Here is a 19,443-nt window from a genome sequence, read left to right on the forward strand (position 1 = left end):
CTTCTAGACCGGCGGGTAAACGGGTGTTTCCAGGCCCTCGTAGCGCGCCTTGAGCTGCAGCGCCAGGTAGAGCGAGTAGTGCCGGGACTGGTGCAGGTTGCCACCGTGGAACCACAGGCCGGGCTGACGCGTGGGCTTCCACATGTTGCGCTGCTCGCCCTCCCACGGCCCGGGGTCCTTCGGCGTGTCCGAGCCGAGACCCCACACCCTGCCCACCCGGTCCGCGGTCTCCCGATCGACGATCTCCGCCACCCGCTCGTGCATCGACCGGTACCCGGTGGCGTACACGATCAGGCCGGCCGGGAGCGCGGTGCCGTCGGTGAGCACGAGCGCGTCCTCGGTCAGGTGCCCGGCCTGCCCGTGGGCGAGCCTGATCCGCCCGTCGATGACCAGCTCGGCCGCCCCGGTGTCCACATAGAACCCGGATCCGCGCCGCAGGCTCTTCATGACCAGGCCAGAGCCGTCGGCGCCCCAGTCGTGCCGGAAGCCGGACTTCGCCAGCCGGGCGTAGAACTCGGCGTCCCGCTCCGCCATCATCCGCGCCCGGGGGATGTGGGCGAGGTGCATGATCCGGTACGGCAGGGACGCCACGGTCAGGTCGGCCCGGTCGGTGGGCACCGCGGCGTGCTCGGAGTAGAGATCACCGATCGCGACGTCCATCAGCGTCGCGGACCTCACCACGGTCGTCGGCGAGCGCTGCACCATCGTCACGTCCGCGCCGGCCCTCCACAGCGCCTCGGCGATGTCGAACGCCGAGTTGTTCGAACCCACGACCACGGCCCTCTTCCCCGCGTACGACGCCGTGGCGCGATGTGCCGACGAGTGGTGCTGGTCGCCGCGGAAGACGTCCTGCCCGGGAAGGACGGGAACCTCGGGCTTGCCCGCCAGACCGGTCGCGAACACCAGCTGGGCGGGGCGCAGCACCACCTCGTCCCCGCCGCGGTCCACGACGACGGTCCAGCGCCCGCCGTCGTACCGTGCCGATCGGACCGTCGCCCCCGGCCAGTACGGCACGTCCATGATCCGGGTGTAGCTCTCCAGCCAGTCGGCCATCCGGTCCTTCCCCGAGAAGACCGGCCAGGTGCTCGGGAACGGCAAGTAGGGCAGGTGGTCGTTCCAGACGGGATCGTGCAGCGTGAGCGAGTCGTACCGGGTGCGCCAGCTGTCGCCCGCCCGGTCGTGCCGTTCCGCGACGACCGTGGGCACGCCGAGGTTACGCAGCCGCGCACCGAGGGCGATCCCGCCCTGCCCGCCGCCGACCACGAGCACGTAGGGCTCGTCAGCAGGTGTGTCACGACGGTCCAGATCGGGCCGGACCTCCTCGAATCCTCTCAGCTCACGCAACGTGGTGAGCAGCGTGAAGGCCTTGCCGCCGGCGAGTCGCAGGTGCCCGATGCCGTTGCCGGCCGCGGTCCGGAACCGGAACCACCCCTCGGCCAGCTCGCCGGTCTCGACCGGCGGATCGGTGAGCACGAACCCGGACGGATCGGTGCCGTCGAGGGTCCGGGCGAGCAGCGCGGCCACGCCGTCCCGCCCCTCGACCGTGGCGAGGTTCCAGGTGAAGGCGACCAGATCACGCCAGTACGACTCGGCGGCGAAGAGACCGGTCACGGCCGGGATGTCCCGATTGCGCAGGGCCGCCTCGAACGACGCGAGCCACGTTTCCACGTTCATGACCCCGAAGGACGACAGCCGGCGGGGCCGCGTTCACACGCTGCGGAAATATAGGTCTCCCGATGTATGGGGCGTACCTCTGGAGAGGGACGAGCGAGGCGCGAGGCCGTGGATAGCGTGCCCCGACGACATCCGGAGGGGGAGACCATGGCGGGACGGCTGCAGGACAGGGTGGCGCTGGTGACCGGCGCGGCGCGCGGGCAGGGGCGGGGCATCGCGGTCCGCCTCGCGCAGGAGGGCGCGGACATCATCGCCGTCGACATCGCGGCGCCGATCGAGTCCGTCTTCTATCCGCTGGCCACGCCGGAGGATCTCGCGGGGACGGTGGCCCAGGTCGAGGCCCTGGGCAGGCGGGCAGTCCTGGTCACGGCGGACGTCCGGGACTTCGGCACGCTGGACGCCGCCGTCGGCGATGCCGTGGCGCGCCTCGGCCGGCTCGACATCGTGGCGGCCAACGCGGCCGTCTACGGCGTCGGCACGGTCGGCATGCCGGAGCAGACCTGGCAGGACATGATCGACGTCAACCTGACCGGCGTCTGGCACACCGTCAAGGCGGCCGTCCCGCACCTGCGCGCGGGCGACGACGGCGGCTCGATCGTGATCACCGGCTCGGCCGCGAGCCTGCGGCCCTATCCGGAGGCCTCGCACTACGTCGCGGCCAAGCACGGCATCGTGGGCCTGACCCGCAGCCTGGCGCTGGAGCTCGGCCCGGACCGGATCCGCGTCAACAGCGTGCACCCGACCGGCGTGGACACCCCGATGATCCACAACCCGTCCGTGTACGCCCTGTTCGCCCCGGACCTGCCGGAGCACGAGCGCACCCGGGAGACGCTGGCCGGCCGTTTCCAGACCGTCAACGTCCTGCCGATCCCCTGGATCGACCCGGTCGACATCGCCAACGCGGTGCTCTGGCTGTCCACGGAGGAAGCACGCTACGTCACCGGCGTGGCGCTCCCGATCGACGCCGGCGCGTCCATCAAGTGACCCAGGTGCCGATCGAGTCCAGCAGGCGGTCGAGGAGCGCGTCGTCGACCGGCGCGTGCTGGATGACGATGCGGAAGTGGAGCGGGCCGACCAGCAGCGCGGACAGGTCCAGCGGGGTGGCGTCCGTGGTCAGCTCGCCGGCGGAGACCGCCAGCGTGACGGCGGCCGCGATGCGCGCGGTGATGGTCCGGTTGGACTCGTCGTGACGGTCCGCGATGACCGGGTCCGAGAGCGCGGACCGGGCCAGCGTCAGCGCCATCGCGGCGACCGCGGGAACGCTCAGCTCGTCGGCCATCTGCCGGAGCTCGCGGCGGAGCCAGGGCCGTACCGGTGAGGCCGGGTTCTTGAAAAGGGGCAGGTCCGCGCCGCCCATCGCGTCGAGGAGCAGCTGGTCAGGGCGAGGCCAGTGGCGGTAGACGGTGGCGCGGCCCACGCCGGCCAGCTCCGCGACACGCTGGTGGGTTATCGCGCCGGGCCCCTCGTCGACCAGCAGGCGGCGCGCGGCGGTGATCATCGCCTCGCGGCTCCGGGCCGCCCGCGGGTCGGTCGAGTAACTCACGGTCACATACTACGAAAGGCCGTGACACCGGCGGTCCAGACGTGCGCGATGCGTACCGTGGAATGAATGTCGGTGGTGGGGTCGCCGTCCACCAGCAGGAGATCGGCACGCTTGCCGGGCGCGACGACCCCACGATCATCAAGACCGAAGACCTTCGCGGGTACGGACGTGGCCGCCCGCAACGCCTCCACCGGCGACAGCCCGGCGTCGACCAGCAGCCGCAACTCCTGGTGCATCGACGTGCCGAACGCGGGGGAGAACGGCGCGGTGCCGTCGCTGTTGGAGTCGGTGCCGGCCAGGACGGTGGCGCCCTCGGCGTGCAGGCGGCGGACCGAGCCGAGCGCGTGCGCGAAGTCCATCCGGGGCGCGATCCGCAGCGCGGCCAGCGCGCGCAGCGCGAAGCGGCGCCCGACCGTGTCGCAGATGCCGCGCATCATGGTCAGCGTGGGGGAGACGACCCGGGCGCCGCTCGCGACGGCCTGGATCGGCACGTGCGTGACGACGTCGGCGACGGACGCGATCCGGTGGGTCGCGGCGGTCACGGCGTGCGCGACCGTGAGCAGGCCGCGGGCGTGGGCGGCCTCCACCAGCGCGGTCACGGTCGCGGGGGACAGGCCGGTGGTGCCGGGCTGCCTCGGGTCCTCGACCGCGATCTTGATGTAGTCCGCGCCCTCCGCGATGCGCGCGTCCACCCAGGCCTGTGCGTCGGCGGCGCCCGGCACCGCGATGTGCGCGGGATAGCCCATCTGCCGGATCGTGGCCGACCCGGGCGCGACCGCGGGATACACGGCGCTGAACAGGTCCGCGACGCCGTCCAGGTGGCGCAGCGGCAGCGTGGCGGCGGGGCGCGGGCTGCCCATGTCGAGCGCGGTCGTCACGCCCCAGCGGGCCAGCTCCGCCAGCTCGGCACGCCGCTCGACGTGCACGTGCGTGTCGATCAGGCCGGGCAGCAGCGTCCGGCCGCGTCCCTCCACCACCTCCGCGCCCGGCGGCGGCGTGGCCACGATCCGGCCGCCGGAGACGTGCACGTCGGTCAGCACGGGCGCATCTGTCGATGCGGACCCGTCGAAGACCCGGACGCCGGTGATCGTGAACATGTGGCTCCCCGAGGTAGACAAGTGACTGGTCTATCTTGCGGCACGGCGACGCGATAGACAAGTGACTGGTCTATCCTGGCAGGCATGCCGATGCCGCTCCCGCTGCTGCTCTCCATGACGTTCCGGCTGTTCACCGACCGCCTGCACGCCCGCCTCGCGGAGGAGGGCCACCCGGAGATCCGCCCCGCGCACGGCTACGCGATCAGTCGTCTGGTCGTCACGGACGGGCAGACCGCGGTCGACCTGGCCGCCTACCTCGGCGTCACCAAGCAGGGCGCCGCGCACCTGACCCGCGAGCTGGAGACCTGGGGCTACGCCACCCGCACCCGCCACCCCACGGACGGCCGCGCCCAGCTGATCGTCGCCACCGCCCGCGGCCGGGCGCTGGTCGCGCGCGTCGCCGAGATCTGGGCGGAGGAGGAGTCGCGGATGCCGGAGCTGGACACGGTCCGCGCCGCGCTGCGGTCCTATGTCGACGACAACGGCGACGGCCGCACCCCGATGCGCCCGGTCTGGTGAGACATCGGACGGTGCGTGAACGTACTACCCTCTGGGGCACAGGAAACTGTCGATCACGGGGCTCGCATGAAATCCCAACGGGTCAGGACTGTCCTCGGTGGCCTTCTCACGATTCTCGTACTGATCCTCGGCTGGCGCGTCTCCACCGGCCATCGCAAGGACGCCTGTGAGATCCGGATCCCGCACCTGCTGGTCTGCCAGGTGTTCGACGTCCACGGTCTCGTCGGCTCGGAGAAGCTCTCGTTCTTCCAGGACCGCGACGTCATCGCCGCACTCGAACGGCGCGGCCTGCGGGTCGCGGTCGAGGCGGCCGGCTCGCGCACCATGGCCTGCGACGGCGACCTGCGCAGTTACGACTTCGCGTTCCCGGGCAGCACGTCCGCGGCGGAGAGCGTCCTGCGGGCGGCCGGCAGCGGCAACACGCCGGTGACCGTGTTCTCCTCGCCGCTGGTCGTCGCCACGTTCGAGGAGGTCGCGGGCGCGCTGCCGCCGGGCGTGGCCGCGGTCGACCAGCAGACGTTCGACGTGGCGCGCTACCTGTCCGAGGTGTTCGCGGCGAAGAAGCGGTGGCGGGACCTGGGGCTGGCCGCGCCGTACCCGGGCTTCCAGCGCGCGATCCTGCTCAGCACCCGGCTGGACACGTCCAACTCGGCGGAGCTGCTGCTCGCGGTGAGCAGCAGTGCGGCGAACGGGGGCGTGCCGGTCACCTCCCAGGATCCGAACAAGGTGGGACCGCTGATGCGCGAGCTGTTCCAGGCGCAGGGCAGCACCGGGCTGACCAGCGAGGAACCGTTCGACCAGTTCCTGTCCGCGGAGGGATACCAGCTGCCGATGCAGGTCGTCTACGAGGCACAGTTCCTCGACGCGGCCCGGGAGAACCCGGACGGGCTGGTCACCGAGGTCACCACCAGCGACGGCACCACGCACACGTTCACCCGGATCATGCTGTACCCGGCGCACACGATCGCCAGCGACCACACGATCGCGCCGATGACGGACCGGGGCGCGCAGCTCGCGGCCGCGCTGACCGAGGACCCGGAGCTGCGCCGGCTGGCCGCGGTGCACGGCTTCCGGCCGGCCGGCGACCCCGGCGCCTTCGACGCGGCGAACCGTGACCGCGGGCTCGCGCTGCTGGAGCCCCCGGGACCACCGGTGCCGGTCCCGGCCTCGCAGGCGTGGAAACGGTTCATGAGCGAGGTCATCACGGGCGTCTACGGAGAGGACCGGGCCGGTGCGTGCCGGGCCTGCATCAGGCGCTGCGGCGGTTCTTCGCCGGGCACCGGCTGAGCGCGGACACGTCGCTGGCGCTCTCCGACGGGTACGTGGCACAGGTCGCGTCCGGCGGCGCGGAGTGCGGACGGCAGCGCAGCACGGACGGCGTCGACGGCCTGATCATCTACGAGTCCGAGATCCAGCGGATGAACGCGGAGCTGCCCGAGGACTGCCGGCTCACCGCGATCTACCCCACCGAGGGCACCATGGTCGCGGAGTACCGGCTGAGCCTGCTGACCGGCGCGACCGCGGCGGAGCAGCGCACGTTCGACACGCTGTGGCAGTGGCTGTTCAGCGAACCGGTGCAGAAACGCATCCGCGAGGCGACCGGCCGCCGCCCCGGCAACCCGGCCGTGGTCTCGGCGCAGAACGCGATCCCGGTGCCGCAGCTGCGCTACCCGACCGACCCGAAGGCGCTGAGCCGGCTGATCGACGCGTACCGGGCGCAGATCCGTACCCCGTCGCGGATGGTGTTCGTGCTCGACGTGTCCGGCTCCATGGAGCAGAACATGTCGCAGCTGCGCAACGCGCTGATCAACCTGACCGGCACGGACGAGAACGACCCGGCCACGTACTTCAACTTCCTGCCCGGTGAACGCGTCGACTTCGTGCCGTTCAGCAACGGCGCGCAGACGCCGCGCGAGTTCACGCTGCCGGATGCCGAGACCGGGCCGACGCTGACCGCGATCCAGGACTACGCGAGGAAGGATCTGAAGGCGGCCGGCTACACCGCCATGTACGACGCGCTCCAGAGCGCGCACGCGCTGGTCCGGCCGTGGCTGGCCGAGGCGGACGACGGCGCGTCCACGTCCATCGTGCTCTTCTCCGACGGCCAGAACACCTGCGGCGCCAACTACAGTCAGTACCTCGACTTCCGCGCGGGTCTCTCCGAGCGGGAGCGGGCGGTGCCGATCTACACGATCGCGTTCGACTCCGGCGACCAGAGCACCACGCCCTGCGATCGTTACACGCCCGATCCCGGCCCGGCCTCGGTCGCGGGCGCCACGCAGTGGGAGCGCGAACTGCGGGCCGTCGCCGAGCAGAGCGGCGGGCAGCTGTTCACCGCCGGCCGGGACATCCCGCTCTACACCGTCTTCTGGAGCATCCGTGGATATCAGTAGCGTGCCTCGCTGGCTCAGCTCGCGCCCGCACCTGGTCGGCGCGTCCGTCGCGCTCGTCGCGGTCTTCCTCACCTGGCAGGGTGTGCTGGAGACGCTGCTGCGCCCGCACTTCGACGGCTGGTGGGTCGTGGTCGTCCTGGCCGGCTACGGGATCGGCTGGTGGGCCGCGGCCGGTGCCATGCTGGTGGTCGACCGCCGGGCCTGGTCCACGGTCTGGCTGGACCCGCCGGTCCGCAACCGCCCGCCGCTGCCGATCGCGACCTGGCGCAAGGCGCTGTTCGTGTGCGGGATGACCGCGCTCGTCGCCGGGTTGCTGTTCCTGCCGCTGGTCTACATCGGCGCGGAGAACGCGCAGATCTGGCTCGCCGTGATCGGCGTGGTCATCGCCGCGCTCGGCCTGGTCCTGACCTGGCTGTCGTATCAGCACCTGCGCAACACCAAGGCGTAGCGAACGGGTGCGGCCGAGGCGACCGCACCCGTTCTGCGGATCAGAACCCGCCGGTGTAGAGCAGCCGGTTCGGCGAACCCGTGCCGGGGCTGGTCACCACGCCGGTCGTGGCGGCCGCGACCACGGCGGCGCTGACCTGGGCCGGCGTCGCGGACGGGTTGTTTGCCAGGTAGAGCGCGGCCGCGCCGGCCACGTGCGGTGCCGCCATCGACGTACCGCTGATCGTGTTCGTGGCCGTGTCGTTCGTGTTCCAGGCCGACGTGATGTCGATGCCGGGCGCGAACAGGTCCACGCACGTGCCCCGGTTCGGCCAGGACGGCTTCGCGTCGGAGGAGTTGGTCGCGGAGACCGTGAGCGCCTCGGCGACCCGGGCCGGCGACTGCGTGCAGGCGTCCAGCGCGAAGATGCCCAGGAAACCGTTGCCGGCCGCGATCGCGTAGGTGACGCCGGCCGCGATCGACCGCCGGACCGCGTCGTCGAGCGCGGTGTCCGCACTGCCGCCCAGGCTCATGTTCGCCACCGAAGGGGCGGTCGCGTTCGCCGTCACCCAGTCGATGCCGGCCACGACCTGCGCGGTGGTGCCGCTGCCCTCACAGTCGAGCACGCGCACGGCCACCAGGCGCACACCCTTGGCCACGCCGTAGGCGTTGCCGCCGACCGTACCCGCGACGTGGGTGCCGTGGCCGTTGCAGTCGTCCGCGGTGCCGCCGTCGACCGCGTCGAAGCCGCTCACCGCACGCGTGCCGAAGTCACCGTGCGTGGTGCGGATGCCGGTGTCGATGATGTAGGCGGTCACGTTCGACGCGGTCGTGCTGTAGGTGTAGGACGCGTCGACCGGGCGGTTGCGCTGGTCGATGCGGTCCAGCCCCCACGACGGCGGATTCGTCTGCGTGGCCTGCGTCGTGTGGACCACGTTCGGCTGCACGTAGGACACACCCGGCGCCGCCGCCAGCCGCTTGGCCTGCGCCTCCGTCATCCGCGCCGCGAACCCGCGCAGCGCGTGCTCATAGGTGGCGTCGACCGTGGCCCCGTGCTTGCCGGCCAGGCTGCGCGCCTTCTCCCGCACACCGGTCGTGCCGTCGTCCATCACCACGATGTAACTGCCCGGGACCACCTCCGCCCCGGCCGCCGCCGCGAGGATCGAGCCCTCGGCCGGCGCCGCCGCGGACGCTCCCGGCAGGCCGAGCGTGCCGGCCAGCACCGCCACCCCGGCCACCAGCCCGAGCCGCACACGTTTCGCCATCCGAACCTCCTGAAGTACCGGCCGGTCCGGCCCGGCCGTCCCTCTCGGACCGTAACAGCGACATAGACGAAATTCTTTGCAACAGCGAATTTTCCCGCTTCCGGCCCGCTATCGGGGTAGCAGGCCGCGGCGGCGTGCGGTGCGGATGCCCTGCTTGGCGAGCAGGCCGTTGCCCAGGGTCTGGACCAGTTTGATCGGTGGCACGGTGAAGCCTCCGGTGGTGTGCGGTGACCAGATCGCCTCGCCGCCGTGGGCCTCCAGCCATCCGGTGCCGGCGCGGTTCGCCAGCGCGGTCGCCTTCGGGCCGAAGGAGTGGGCCGCGAGTCCGGCCCGGCGGCCGCCGTCGGGCAGGCCGGGCGCCCGCAGGTGCAGGCCGCGCGCGTCGTGGCCGGTCAGCGTCACGGGCAGGACGACCGGCAGGCCGTCCGCGCCGACGTACGCGATGAGCTGGTGCGGCAGCCGGCTCATCCGGCGGTGCATCTTCGCCGCGTCGACCCGGGGCGCGGTGCCCTTCGCAGGTGGCCGCTGCGGCGCCGGAGGGGCGGGCCAGATGGCGCCGTGGACCTCCGGGCCGGAGCCGTCGTGCCAGACCGCGACGCGGTGCACCGGGATGTCGAGGAAGACGCGGTAGTCGAGGTACTCGCGCAGCAGCCAGTCCCAGAACCGGCCGGTCGGGTCGGCGCCGAGGAAGCGCGCGACCTGTGGCCGCAGCGCCGCGAGCCGCTCCGGGTCCGGGGTCAGGTCCACCATGGCGGTTCCCTGGGCGAGCACGAAACCCGGGTCGTCGGCGAAGCCGTGCTCCCGCGTGTGGTAGGCCATCGCGACCTCCGGGCGGTCTCGCACGTGACGCAGTTTGCCGGGAAACGCCAGCGAGGTGGTCATGGCGATCCGGCCCGCGTCCCGGTCCACCAGGCCGGTGGGTGAGACGGGCAGGAGCACGGCGCCGCCGGCCGGGGTCGTATACGCGAAGACCGTCACCAGGTCGCCGGCCATCACGCGTTGCACGTGGTCCGGCCACGCTGTTCCAGATTCCATAGGGCCTACACTAATCATTATATGAAGACATAGCCAACCTGCCGCCTACGATGAGACCGTGCAGTCCGCCCAGTACCACTCGCCCCGCCGCGAGGCCGCCGCGGCGGCCACCCGGGCCGCCATCCTGGACGCGGCCCGCGAGCTGTTCCTGACCGACGGCTACGCGGCGACGACCCTTCCCCGGATCGCCCGCGCCGCCGGGATCGCGGTCCCGACCGTCTACACCAGCCTCGGGGCGAAGGCGGAGATCCTCGCCGCGCTGATCGAGCCGATCACCACCGCGCCCACGGTGCGGGACAGCCTCGACGCGATCGCGCACACCGGCGACCCGGCGGAGGTCCTGGCCATCGTCGGCGAGGGGATCCGCCAGACCCACGAGCAGCACCGCGACGCCATCTTCGGCCTCTTCCCCCAGGCCCGCTCCGAACCGGCGGCGGCCGCGGTGCATGCGCGCATCCTGCACGCGTACCAGGAGGCGCTCGGCACGGTCGCGGACCACCTGGAGACGCTCGGCGCGCTGCGCCCGGGGCTCACCCGTGACGACGCCGCCACGCTGCTCTGGTTCCACTTCGGCGACGGCGCCTGGAAGGCCCTGTGCCAGGACTGCGGCTGGCCCTTCGACCGCGCCCGCGACTGGCTGGTCGGTCAGGCGAAGGCGGCCCTGCTGGCGGGATGACCACCCGAGGAGCCGCACTCTCCCGGTTCCGGCGTGGTGCAGCTCAAAAGCCGCAAGACGGACTGCCCTGCCCAGGAGTACGAACAGGAGGCGTGAATCAGGGAGTGTCGAGTGCGGTCGGAGGCCGCCATGATCGCGGAGCAGGGTCTGATATGCCGAAATGTCGGGCGAGGACCGGCTCTGCCCGGCTTGCACCTGACCGGAACGAGCACCAGAGCCGCTTCCGCGGGCAACCTCGCCATACGCCAGGACTCCGCCGGCTCTCCGCTTCCGATCCCCGATCGGATCCGGCGCCGCCGGTCACGGAGAAACGCGGTTCCCTGTCACGTCGGCGCACCGGCCGCGTCCCGCGTGCCGGGGCGGGAACGCCGAGTCACATCGGTGCGCCGGTCGCGACTCGCGTCGGTCGCGTCCCGCGTGCCGGGGTGGAAACGCCGACTGGACGCCGTCCCGAGGGCGGCGTCCAGTCATCGGCGTTGCTGGTGGTGCGGGTGGATCAGAAAGGTGATACCTCGGCGATGAGGGTCGAGGTGGACGGACAGACGAGCAGGCCGGAGATCGGGAGTCCCGGCAGGCCGGGCAGGAGTCCGGTCAGCCCGCCCAGGCCACCGAGGCCGCCGAGCAGCGTGTTGAGCTGAGCGAACGTGGTGTCGCAGAGGGTGCTCGCGGTCTGGAAGAACGTGATGCTGGACGGGTCGAGGTGGTAGTTGAAGCCGGGGTTGTAAGCCGCGGCCGTCGGCTTGGCCAGGCCGAGGATGTGTGTGGCGCCGCCACCGTTGCCGTCGAGAATGGCACGCGCCTGGTCGATCTTGAGTTGGTCGACCAGCTTGATGACGAACAACTTCCCGGTTATGTCGCTCACGCTGAAGAACGCGGGCACGACCGCGGCCTGGGCCGGTGCGGGTGTCACGGCGACGCCGGTGAAGGCGATCGCGGCGGCCGCGACGAGGCCACCGATCCGGGTGCGCAGCTTTTGCATGGAATTCCCCCATCTCAGGAGTGGAACCCGCCATGATCTTGGCGGGCCACAACAGAACGTAGTTGATCGCCAGCGGGACGTGAGCAGAACTCGTTTTTTCCCCGGGTGGTGCCGAAATCGTTGCCAGCAAAGGCGAATCTCGCGGGGTCTTTGCCCGGATTGCGCGGCGGCGAACGTCTGTTTCTGGGGTTTTCGTGGGGTTTCACGGCTCTGGCCAGGTTTGCGGCGCAGGTCGGGATTGCGGGCTAACAACCGGACCGCAACCTGGATGCACCCGGATCGCCACCGGGCGCGCGCTTCATCTGGGTGGGCGAAAAAACCGGGAGGCCACCGTGCGTCAGACGACCATGCCGTATTTGACCAGCGCATTCATCGTCCCGGCGGGTCAGGAGCAACCTGTCGCGCCGGACGCGCAGCCGACCGTGCTCGTCGCGGACGACGACGAGGACGTGCGCGCGCTGATCGAGTTCACGCTGGAGGCGGCCGGCTACCACGTGATCACGACCGGAGACGGGCTGTCCGCGCTGAGTCTCGCGGTGCAGCACCGGCCGCAGCTGATCCTGCTGGACGTGGTGATGCCGGGCCTGAGCGGCCTGGACATCTGTTACGAACTCCGTGCGAAGCCCCGCACCACGGACATCCCGGTCCTGATGCTGAGCGGCCGGGACGCGGCCGGCGACATCGACCTCGGCATGACACTCGGCGCGAACTACTACATGACGAAGCCGTTCCGCCCGCAGGAGCTGGTCAACCGCGTGCAGCGGATGCTCGCGGACCGCACCTGGTGAGGTGCCGGGGCGACGCGCGCGCCCCGGCGAACGGGAACCACAGAGGACGGACGGATCAGGACAGCCGGTAGCGGGTCGGGAGGGACTTGAAGCCGCCGATGAACGTGGTGTCGGTCAGCGCGGCGTCGCCGTCGTGGTCGACGGACTCCAGGCGGGGGAGCAGGCGGCGGAAGAGCGTGCGCATCTCCATCCGGGCCAGCGCCGCGCCGAGACAGTGGTGCGGGCCGAAGCCGAACGCCAGGTGCCCGGCCGCGTTCGGCCGGGCGACGTCGAAGGAGTCCGGGTCGGGGAACTTCTTCGGGTCGTGGTTCGCGGCCGGGTAGGACAGCAGCACCCAGTCGCCGGCGCGGATCCGGGCGCCCGCGACCTCGGTGTCCGCGGACGCGGTGCGCATCATGTGCCGTACCGGCGAGGAGAACCGGATCATCTCGTCCACGGCGGAGTCGATCAGGTCCGGGTTCTGCCGCAGCCGGGCCAGCTGCTCCGGGTGTGCGATCAGCGCGTGCATGCCGCCGGTCAGCGCCTTCGCGGTCGATTCGTAGCCGGAGGCCGCGACCATCATGTGGTAGCTGGTCGCCTCCACCTCCGGGATCAGCTCGCCGTCGATCCGGCCGTTGGAGACCGCGCTGGCCAGGTCGCCGGTCGGCTCCGCCCGCCTGGCCATGGTCAGCGCATACATGTAGCCGAACAGGTTCTGCATGACCTGTGCGTCGCCGTCCCGCGCGAAGAAGTCCTGAGTGAGCGCGATGACCTGCGGATATTCTTCCTCCGGCAGGCCCATCAGTTCCAGGATCACCTTCAGGGGGTACGGCCGCGCCACGTCGGCCGCGAAGTCACAGCGCCCGTCCAGCCCCTCCAGTGTGGACAGCGCGTCACCGGCCAGCGTATTCAACCGGGTCTGCAGCCGGGCCAGCGCGGCCGGCCGGAACCAGTCGTGGCCGAACCGCCGGTAGTTCGCGTGGTCCTCGCCGTCCATGTGGATCAGCGTGCGTGGCGCCGGTCCGGCCTCGACCGCGGCGTGGATGTCCGCCCGGCTCATCACCCAGGGGAGTGGTGCGTTGCGGAACAGGTCCGGCTGCCGCTCGATCTCCATCACGGCGTCGTGCGCCAGGACGGCCCAGAACGGGTCGAAGCCGTCCGCGGTCACTCGGTGGATCGGTGCCTGTGTGCGCAGCTCGGCGACCTCGCGGTGCCAGCCGGTCATGTCCGTGTATCGGTCCGGGTCGGTGAAGACTGTCGTCATTTCGGCCTCCGGATTGTCGGCACTACCGCAGCGATCCTTCCCCCGGCAATGGCGAAGATCAATGCTTGACTGTCCATGCAGGACCCGTCTAACATCCGAGCGTTTCTGAGTGATCACTCAGCGTGGCTGTCACAGGTCTGCGATACGGTCGGGCCCTCATCGTCGAGAGGGGAAAGACCGTGGACGTGGTGCTTCCGGAAGGCTGGCGGCCGCTGCCGTGGCGGACGGACGCGGAGACGCCGGTGGGCGACCCGGTCGCGCCGGACCCCGACGCACCGGCCGCGCTCGCCGCGTACTACGCCGAGCGCCCGGACCTGCGCGCCACCGTGCTGAGCCAGCCCGAGACCACGCCGGAGCTGGCGGCCGCCGACCCGGAGAGCCCGCTCGGCGCCGCGCTCACCGCCTTCGCCCATACGGACGCGTCAGATTTCCTCGAGTGGCAGACCGCCTCGGCACGGCGTGCACAGCTCAACGCGGTCCTGGCCGACGCCTGGCTGGCCGGGCGCGGGCTCGCGTTCGCGGCCGAGGCGGCGGTGCTGCTCTTCGACCTGCACCAGACCGGGAACCGGCAGAACCGGGACCAGCCGTACGCCGTCGAGTGGCAGGAGTTCTACGGCTACTACTTCCGCCACGACGCGGACACGCCGCTGACCGTGCTCTACCGGGTCCGGGACGTGCTCGCGGCCGCCCCGCCGGAGGAGTACCGCGACGCTGTGGCCGCCGTCGCCCGCGTCCGGGCGGAACGGGACAGCGTGCAGCGCCGCGCCGTCAGCGCCGTGCTGGTCCCCGCCGCACGCGACTGGACGGCCGCGGCCCTGGACGAGCTGGCCGTGGACCGGCCGCTCGACGAGTACCACTACGGCATCAACCGCCGGATCGCCACGCTGCTGGCCGCGGCCTGCACCCCGGAGCAGGCCCGCAGGCTCCTGTTCGTGGCCGACGACATGATGTTCCACGACCCCGGCCACCGGCTGATCTCCACCGTGCTGACCCACGCGCCGGAGGCGGCCGCCACGCTGCTGCGCGGCACCGGCTGGCACAGCAACCTGACCGTGCTCGCCCGCACGCCCTACGACGACGCGTTCACCGAGCTGCGCGACCGCGTGCTCGACCGGGACATCCGGCCGTACCTGGTGGAGGCCGCGGACCGCTTCCCGGAGCGCGCGACCCGGCTGCTGGCCGAGGCGGGCGGACGCCGCGTGGTCGGCGACCTGCTGCGCGGGCACGTCGTCGCGCACCCGGCCGAGGCCGCGACCGCGCTGCCGTCGCTGACCGGCGCGGCCGCCACCCGCGTCGCCGCCGTGCTCGACGAGATCGCGGCCCGCACGGAGGCCAAGCCCGACGCCGTGCCGTCCTGGCCGGCGTTGCCGACGAAGCGCCCGCCCGTACCCCCGTGGATGCTCGTCGGGGTGCTGCCACCGCTGCTGAAGGACGGGACCGCGCTGCCCGGCGCCTACGTGCCGGCGCTGCTCACCGCGTTCGGCCTGAGCAGGGTGAACAAGCCCTGGGAACACCTCGGCGACGTGATCGGGGCGTTCGACCGCACAGACCTCGCACGGTACGTCTGGGACGTGTTCTTCCGCTGGTACTTCCTCGGCGGCACCGCGAAGGAGAGCTGGACGCTCGACGCGCTCGGCCTGGCCGGCGACGACGACACCATCCGCCGCCTCACCCCGACGATCCTGGCCTGGCCGGGCGAGTCCGGGCACGCCCGCGCGGTCGCCGGCCTCGGCGTGCTGGCCGCGATCGGCACCGAGGAGGCGCTGATGGCGCTGAACCGGATCGCGCAGCGCGCCGGCTTCAAGGGCCTGAAGAACGCGGCCCGGCAGAAGATGGACGAGGTCGCGGCCGGGCTCGGGCTCACCGGCGCGCAGCTGGCCGACCGGCTCCTGCCCGACCTGGGCCTGGACGAGGGCGGGCGGACCGTCATCGACTACGGCCCGCGCACGTTCACCGTGGTCTTCGACGAGACGCTCACCCCGCACGTCACGGACGCGACCGGCCGTCGGCTGAAGGCGCTGCCCAAGCCCGGCGCGAAGGACGACGCGGACCGCGCGCCCGCGGAGCAGAAGCGGTTCGCCGAGCTGAAGAAGGAGGCCCGCCGCGTCGGCACCGACCTGGTCGCCCGGCTCGAACGCGACATGGTCTCCGGACGGCGGCTCACCGGCGCGGAGTTCGTCGCCCACTACGCCACGCACCCGCTGGCCCGGCACGCGGCCAGGCGCCTGGTCTGGGGCGTCTACGACGAGGCGGACACGCTGACCTCGGTGCTGCGGGTGGCCGAGGACGGCACGCTCGCGGACGACCACGACGACCCGGTCACGCTGCCCGCGGACGCGCGCGTCGGCGTCGCTCACCCGATCCACCTGGCCGCGCACGAGACGCCGATCGGCGAGGTGTTCGCGGACTACGAGATCCTGCAACCGTTCGCGCAGCTGCACCGCGAGGTGTACCGGCTCACCCCGGAGGAGGCGGCCGGCACCCTGCTGCCGCGGCTGACCGGGCGGACCGCGCCGTACGGCAGGGTGCTCGGCCTGGAGAAACGCGGCTGGCTGCGGGACAACCCGCAGGACGCCGGCATCATCGGCTCGTTCGGCTACGCACTGCCGGGCGGCGGCACCGTCGAGGTCGAGCTCTCACCCGGCATGTCCTTCTACGAGCGCGACGAGGACCAGGACTTCCAGCGGGTCCGCCTGACCGGCCGCGGCACGCTCGGCGAGGTCGACGAGGTGATCATGTCGGAGATCATCCGGGACCTCGTGGTCGCAACCGCCTAGCCCGGTCGACCGGCCCTGTTACCGTGCGGTCGAGTGTTGATCAACCCTCGGGAGGGGCCGGCCATGGGCCTGTGGGACAAGATGCGCGGCGAGCTCGTCGACATCATCGAGTGGCTGGACGACAGCCGCGACACGATCGTCTGGCGTTTCCCGAGGTACCAGAACGAGATCAAGATGGGCGCCAAGCTCGTCGTGCGCGAGTCCCAGGTCGCGGTCTTCGTCACCGAGGGCCGCGTCGCGGACGTGTTCACCCCGGGCACGTACACGCTGGAGACCCGCAACCTGCCGATCCTCTCCACGATCAAGGGCTGGGCGCACGGGTTCAACTCGCCGTGGAAGTCCGAGGTCTACTTCGTCAACGTCCGGCAGTTCACCGACCTCAAGTGGGGCACGCAGAACCCGGTGATCGTCCGCGACGCGGAGTTCGGCGTGGTGCGGCTGCGCGCGTTCGGCGGGTTCGCGGTCCGGGTCGTCAACTCCGAGCTGCTGCTCAAGGAGCTGGTCGGCACGGACCCGCAGTTCCGGACCGAGGAGGTGCTGGGCTTCCTGCGGCAGCTCGTCGCCGGGCACCTGGGCAGCGCGCTGGCCACGGCCGGGGTGCCGCTGCTCGACCTGGCCGCGCAGCAGCTCAGCATCGGCAACCGGCTGGCCGGCGTGCTCACGGCCGAACTGTCCGGGTACGGCATCGAGGTCTCGAAGTTCATCATCGAGAACATCTCGGTGCCGCCGGAGGTGGAGGCCGCGCTGGACCGCCGCACCTCGATGGGCGTGGCCGGCAACCTCGACCAGTACACGAAGTTCCAGGCCGCGGAGTCGATGCGCGACGCGGCGAACACACCCGGGGGATCGGCTTCGGATCTCGCGCTCGGCATGGTTGCCGCGCAGCAGGTCAGCGCCGCCCTGAACAAGCCCGCGGGGCCGCCGCCGCTCCCCGGCACGGCCGCGGAATGGTTCGTCGGCGTGGGCGGGCAGCAACAGGGCCCGTTCGACCTGGCAGGGCTCGGTCGTGTCGACGGCATCACCCGCGAGACGCTGGTCTGGAAGGCCGGCATGGCCGCGTGGACGCCCGCGGGACAGGTACCCGAGCTGGCGCCGGTCTTCGCGAACGTGCCGCCGCCGCTGCCCCCGCAGGCGTGACCGCGGTGAGCCAGACGCAGTACCCGTGCGCCGGCTGCGGCGCGTCCGTCGAGTTCGCGCCCGGCACCAGCGTGCTGCGCTGCCCCTATTGCGGCTTCGAGACGCCGCTTCAGGGAGACGGCCGCGCCGTGCGCGAGCACGACTTCCGCGCGTTCGCCGCGCTGCCCCGCAAACCCGTCGCCACGCTCGCCCCGCACGTCTTCACCTGCCGCAACTGCGGCGCCCAGACCAGCAGCGACCGGATCTCGGACCGCTGCCAGTTCTGCGGCGCGCCGCTGGTCGCCACCACGGACGCGGCCGACCAGGTCGTACCCGAGGCGGTGCTGCCGTTCGCCGTGGAGAAGTCCGCGGTCCGCGAGCACCTCAAGGGCTGGGTGAAGACGCGCTGGTTCGCGCCGTCGCAGCTGAAGAAGGTCACCGAGGCGGAGACCGCGCACAGCACCTACCTGCCGCACTGGACGTTCGACAGCAGCACCTGGTCGTACTACAACGGCCAGCGCGGCGACTACTACTACGTGACCGAGACGTACACCGAGACCGTCAACGGCGAGTCGCAGACCCGGACCCGGCAGGTCCGCAAGACCCGCTGGACGTCCGTGTCCGGGCAGGTCAGCCGCGCGTTCGACGACGTCCTGGTGGCCGGCACCACGCACGTCACGCCGAAACACCTGGACGCGCTGGAGCCGTGGCCGCTGGGCGCGGCCGAGCCGTACCGGCCGGAGTTCCTGGCCGGCCACGAGACGCTGCGCTACGACGTGGAGCCGGAGGCCGGATTCGGCGTCGCGCGGGGCCGGATGGACGACCAGATCCGCGACGACTGCCGCCGCGACATCGGCGGCGACGAGCAGCGCGTGCACGAGGTCAACACCGACTACCGCGACCTGACGTTCAAGCTGATGCTGCTGCCGGTCTGGATCGCCGCCTACCTCTACGCAGGCAAGACCTACACGGTGCTGGTCAACGGCCGCACCGGCGAGGTCGCGGGCGAGCGCCCCTACAGCAAGGTCAAGATCGCCGCCGCGATCGTGGCCGCGCTGGCCCTGATCACCGCGATCATCCTGTTCTTCGTGCTGAGAAACCAGCGCTGATCGGGATCGTCGCCGCGCCTGCGGTTCGGGCCCCACCTCCTCGCAGCGCCCGAACCGGGACATACCGTGTCGTCATGGCAACCTCGGCTCTGCTCATGATCCCCGCCGCCGTCGACCGTTTCGGCGCGCGCGTGCACGGCGTCCCGGCCCACCGCTGGAACGACCCGACGCCCTGCACCGAGTGGTCCGTCAGCGACCTGGTCAACCACCTGATCGGCGAGCACCTCTGGGCGCCGCACATCCTTGCCCGCGAGACCATCGCGCAGGTCGGCGACCGCTTCGACGGCGACCTCACCGACGGCGACCCGGCCAAGGCCTGGGACCTGGCCGCCGCGTCGTCGCTCGCCGCCTTCCAGGCCACCGACGGCTCCGGCACGGTCCACCTCTCCTTCGGCGAGGTGCCGCTGGCCGAGTACGCGGCCCAGATGCTCGTCGACCTCACCATCCACCAGTGGGACCTGGCCCGCGGCTCCGGCCAGGACGAGACCCTGGACCCGGAGGCCGTCGCGTTCTCCCTGGCCTACGCGCATGCGAACATCGACACCTTCGCCGGCATGGGCATCGTCGCGCCGCCCGTGCCCACCACCAGCAAGGACCCGGTCGTGCAGCTGATCTCCCTGACCGGCCGCCACTTCTGAGTCCCGAGATCATTTCCAAAAACAAGATCAACGAGCGGATTTTCCCGCTTCCGGCGTGGTCCGGCCCGCATGCTCCCGCGGGCCGCCGGTTCCGCCGTGCTCACCACAACCCCGTAGGGGGCTCGTCGGACGCGGAAGCGCTGCTCACGGTCGTACTCTCAAGGC

18 protein-coding genes are annotated in these 19,443 nt (G+C 71.6%); 11 read left to right on the forward strand and 7 right to left on the reverse strand.

All coding sequences use genetic code 11. From position 1 onward, the window contains the following. Nucleotides 1-3: 3 nt before the first annotated feature. The gene (locus OP04_RS03500; protein ID WP_051797015.1) at nt 4-1,674 is read right to left on the reverse strand and encodes a flavin-containing monooxygenase; all 1,671 of its coding nucleotides are present in this window, start codon (nt 1,672-1,674) and stop codon (nt 4-6) included. Between the two features lie 147 nt (nt 1,675-1,821). On the opposite strand from OP04_RS03500, the gene OP04_RS03505 reads away from it, so the two are divergent. Continuing rightward, nucleotides 1,822-2,658: a mycofactocin-coupled SDR family oxidoreductase gene (locus OP04_RS03505; protein ID WP_033337840.1), complete on the forward strand. Its 837-nt coding sequence runs from the start codon at nt 1,822-1,824 to the stop codon at nt 2,656-2,658. On the opposite strand, the gene OP04_RS03510 is transcribed toward OP04_RS03505, so the two are convergent. Together OP04_RS03510 and OP04_RS03515 are read right to left on the reverse strand one after the other, a co-directional pair. Next, a complete protein-coding gene (locus OP04_RS03510; protein WP_198153677.1) occupies nt 2,651-3,217 on the reverse strand; it encodes a TetR/AcrR family transcriptional regulator in 567 nt (188 codons plus the stop codon). The genes OP04_RS03505 and OP04_RS03510 overlap by 8 nt on opposite strands. Before the next feature lie 2 nt (nt 3,218-3,219). Continuing rightward, complete coding sequence (locus OP04_RS03515) at nt 3,220-4,314, reverse strand: amidohydrolase family protein (RefSeq protein ID WP_033337841.1); 1,095 nt, start codon at nt 4,312-4,314, stop codon at nt 3,220-3,222. A gap of 84 nt (nt 4,315-4,398) precedes the next feature. On the opposite strand from OP04_RS03515, the gene OP04_RS03520 reads away from it, so the two are divergent. From OP04_RS03520 to OP04_RS03535, 4 genes are all read left to right on the forward strand, one after another. Further along, nucleotides 4,399-4,833, forward strand: a complete 435-nt coding sequence (locus tag OP04_RS03520) for a MarR family winged helix-turn-helix transcriptional regulator (RefSeq protein ID WP_033337842.1) — start codon at nt 4,399-4,401, stop codon at nt 4,831-4,833. A gap of 66 nt (nt 4,834-4,899) precedes the next feature. Then, on the forward strand, nt 4,900-6,120 hold the full coding sequence (locus tag OP04_RS03525; protein ID WP_051797016.1) for a hypothetical protein: 1,221 nt from the start codon (nt 4,900-4,902) through the stop codon (nt 6,118-6,120). Beyond that, the gene (locus OP04_RS03530; protein ID WP_033337843.1) at nt 6,069-7,226 is read left to right on the forward strand and encodes a vWA domain-containing protein; all 1,158 of its coding nucleotides are present in this window, start codon (nt 6,069-6,071) and stop codon (nt 7,224-7,226) included. The genes OP04_RS03525 and OP04_RS03530 overlap by 52 nt, the downstream gene beginning before the upstream one ends. After that, nucleotides 7,213-7,674 carry a hypothetical protein gene (locus tag OP04_RS03535; protein WP_157239189.1) on the forward strand — a complete coding sequence of 154 codons (462 nt, stop codon included), beginning with the start codon at nt 7,213-7,215 and terminating at the stop codon, nt 7,672-7,674. The genes OP04_RS03530 and OP04_RS03535 overlap by 14 nt, the downstream gene beginning before the upstream one ends. 40 nt (nt 7,675-7,714) lie before the next feature. On the opposite strand, the gene OP04_RS03540 is transcribed toward OP04_RS03535, so the two are convergent. Both OP04_RS03540 and OP04_RS03545 read right to left on the reverse strand, forming a co-directional pair. Beyond that, nucleotides 7,715-8,917: a S8 family peptidase gene (locus OP04_RS03540; protein WP_033337845.1), complete on the reverse strand. Its 1,203-nt coding sequence runs from the start codon at nt 8,915-8,917 to the stop codon at nt 7,715-7,717. A 108-nt stretch (nt 8,918-9,025) separates the two neighbouring features. Further along, nucleotides 9,026-9,952, reverse strand: a complete 927-nt coding sequence (locus OP04_RS03545) for a hypothetical protein (protein ID WP_033337846.1) — start codon at nt 9,950-9,952, stop codon at nt 9,026-9,028. Between the two features lie 58 nt (nt 9,953-10,010). Between OP04_RS03545 and OP04_RS56370 the strand changes: the two genes are divergently transcribed. Then, entirely contained in the window at nt 10,011-10,628 is a 618-nt protein-coding gene (locus OP04_RS56370) for a TetR/AcrR family transcriptional regulator (protein WP_033337847.1), read from the forward strand. Nucleotides 10,629-11,124: 496 nt separating this feature from the next. On the opposite strand, the gene OP04_RS03555 is transcribed toward OP04_RS56370, so the two are convergent. Continuing rightward, nucleotides 11,125-11,607: a BP74-related protein gene (locus tag OP04_RS03555; protein WP_051797017.1), complete on the reverse strand. Its 483-nt coding sequence runs from the start codon at nt 11,605-11,607 to the stop codon at nt 11,125-11,127. A gap of 332 nt (nt 11,608-11,939) precedes the next feature. Here OP04_RS03555 and OP04_RS03560 point away from each other — a divergent pair, with 332 nt between their 5' ends. After that, on the forward strand, nt 11,940-12,395 hold the full coding sequence (locus tag OP04_RS03560; RefSeq protein ID WP_232323448.1) for a response regulator transcription factor: 456 nt from the start codon (nt 11,940-11,942) through the stop codon (nt 12,393-12,395). 55 nt (nt 12,396-12,450) lie between these two features. Here the strand turns inward: OP04_RS03560 and OP04_RS03565 are convergent, their stop codons facing one another. Next, entirely contained in the window at nt 12,451-13,638 is a 1,188-nt protein-coding gene (locus tag OP04_RS03565; RefSeq protein WP_033337848.1) for a cytochrome P450, read from the reverse strand. A 179-nt stretch (nt 13,639-13,817) separates the two neighbouring features. Here OP04_RS03565 and OP04_RS49120 point away from each other — a divergent pair, with 179 nt between their 5' ends. The 4 genes from OP04_RS49120 (at nt 13,818) to OP04_RS03585 (ending at nt 19,278) form a co-directional block, all read left to right on the forward strand. Beyond that, a complete protein-coding gene (locus OP04_RS49120) occupies nt 13,818-16,415 on the forward strand; it encodes a DUF4132 domain-containing protein (RefSeq protein WP_051797018.1) in 2,598 nt (865 codons plus the stop codon). Nucleotides 16,416-16,448: 33 nt separating this feature from the next. Further along, complete coding sequence (locus OP04_RS03575) at nt 16,449-17,552, forward strand: SPFH domain-containing protein (protein ID WP_232323449.1); 1,104 nt, start codon at nt 16,449-16,451, stop codon at nt 17,550-17,552. Between the two features lie 5 nt (nt 17,553-17,557). Next, a complete protein-coding gene (locus OP04_RS03580; RefSeq protein WP_198153678.1) occupies nt 17,558-18,640 on the forward strand; it encodes a hypothetical protein in 1,083 nt (360 codons plus the stop codon). A 74-nt stretch (nt 18,641-18,714) separates the two neighbouring features. Then, a complete protein-coding gene (locus tag OP04_RS03585; RefSeq protein ID WP_033337851.1) occupies nt 18,715-19,278 on the forward strand; it encodes a TIGR03086 family metal-binding protein in 564 nt (187 codons plus the stop codon). Nucleotides 19,279-19,443 lie beyond the last annotated feature (165 nt).

It is taken from the genome of Catenuloplanes japonicus (assembly GCF_000717135.1).
In the GTDB taxonomy this organism is placed as follows: domain Bacteria; phylum Actinomycetota; class Actinomycetes; order Mycobacteriales; family Micromonosporaceae; genus Catenuloplanes; species Catenuloplanes japonicus.

Coding starts and splice junctions, on each gene's coding strand:
- OP04_RS03500 (WP_051797015.1), bottom strand. CDS start 1,674: ATGAACGTGGAAACGTGGCTCGCGTCGTTCGAGGCGGCCCTGCGCAAT.
- OP04_RS03505 (WP_033337840.1), top strand. CDS start 1,822: ATGGCGGGACGGCTGCAGGACAGGGTGGCGCTGGTGACCGGCGCGGCG.
- OP04_RS03515 (WP_033337841.1), bottom strand. CDS start 4,314: ATGTTCACGATCACCGGCGTCCGGGTCTTCGACGGGTCCGCATCGACA.
- OP04_RS03520 (WP_033337842.1), top strand. CDS start 4,399: ATGCCGATGCCGCTCCCGCTGCTGCTCTCCATGACGTTCCGGCTGTTC.
- OP04_RS03525 (WP_051797016.1), top strand. CDS start 4,900: ATGAAATCCCAACGGGTCAGGACTGTCCTCGGTGGCCTTCTCACGATT.
- OP04_RS03540 (WP_033337845.1), bottom strand. CDS start 8,917: ATGGCGAAACGTGTGCGGCTCGGGCTGGTGGCCGGGGTGGCGGTGCTG.
- OP04_RS03545 (WP_033337846.1), bottom strand. CDS start 9,952: ATGGAATCTGGAACAGCGTGGCCGGACCACGTGCAACGCGTGATGGCC.
- OP04_RS03555 (WP_051797017.1), bottom strand. CDS start 11,607: ATGCAAAAGCTGCGCACCCGGATCGGTGGCCTCGTCGCGGCCGCCGCG.
- OP04_RS03565 (WP_033337848.1), bottom strand. CDS start 13,638: ATGACGACAGTCTTCACCGACCCGGACCGATACACGGACATGACCGGC.
- OP04_RS03585 (WP_033337851.1), top strand. CDS start 18,715: ATGGCAACCTCGGCTCTGCTCATGATCCCCGCCGCCGTCGACCGTTTC.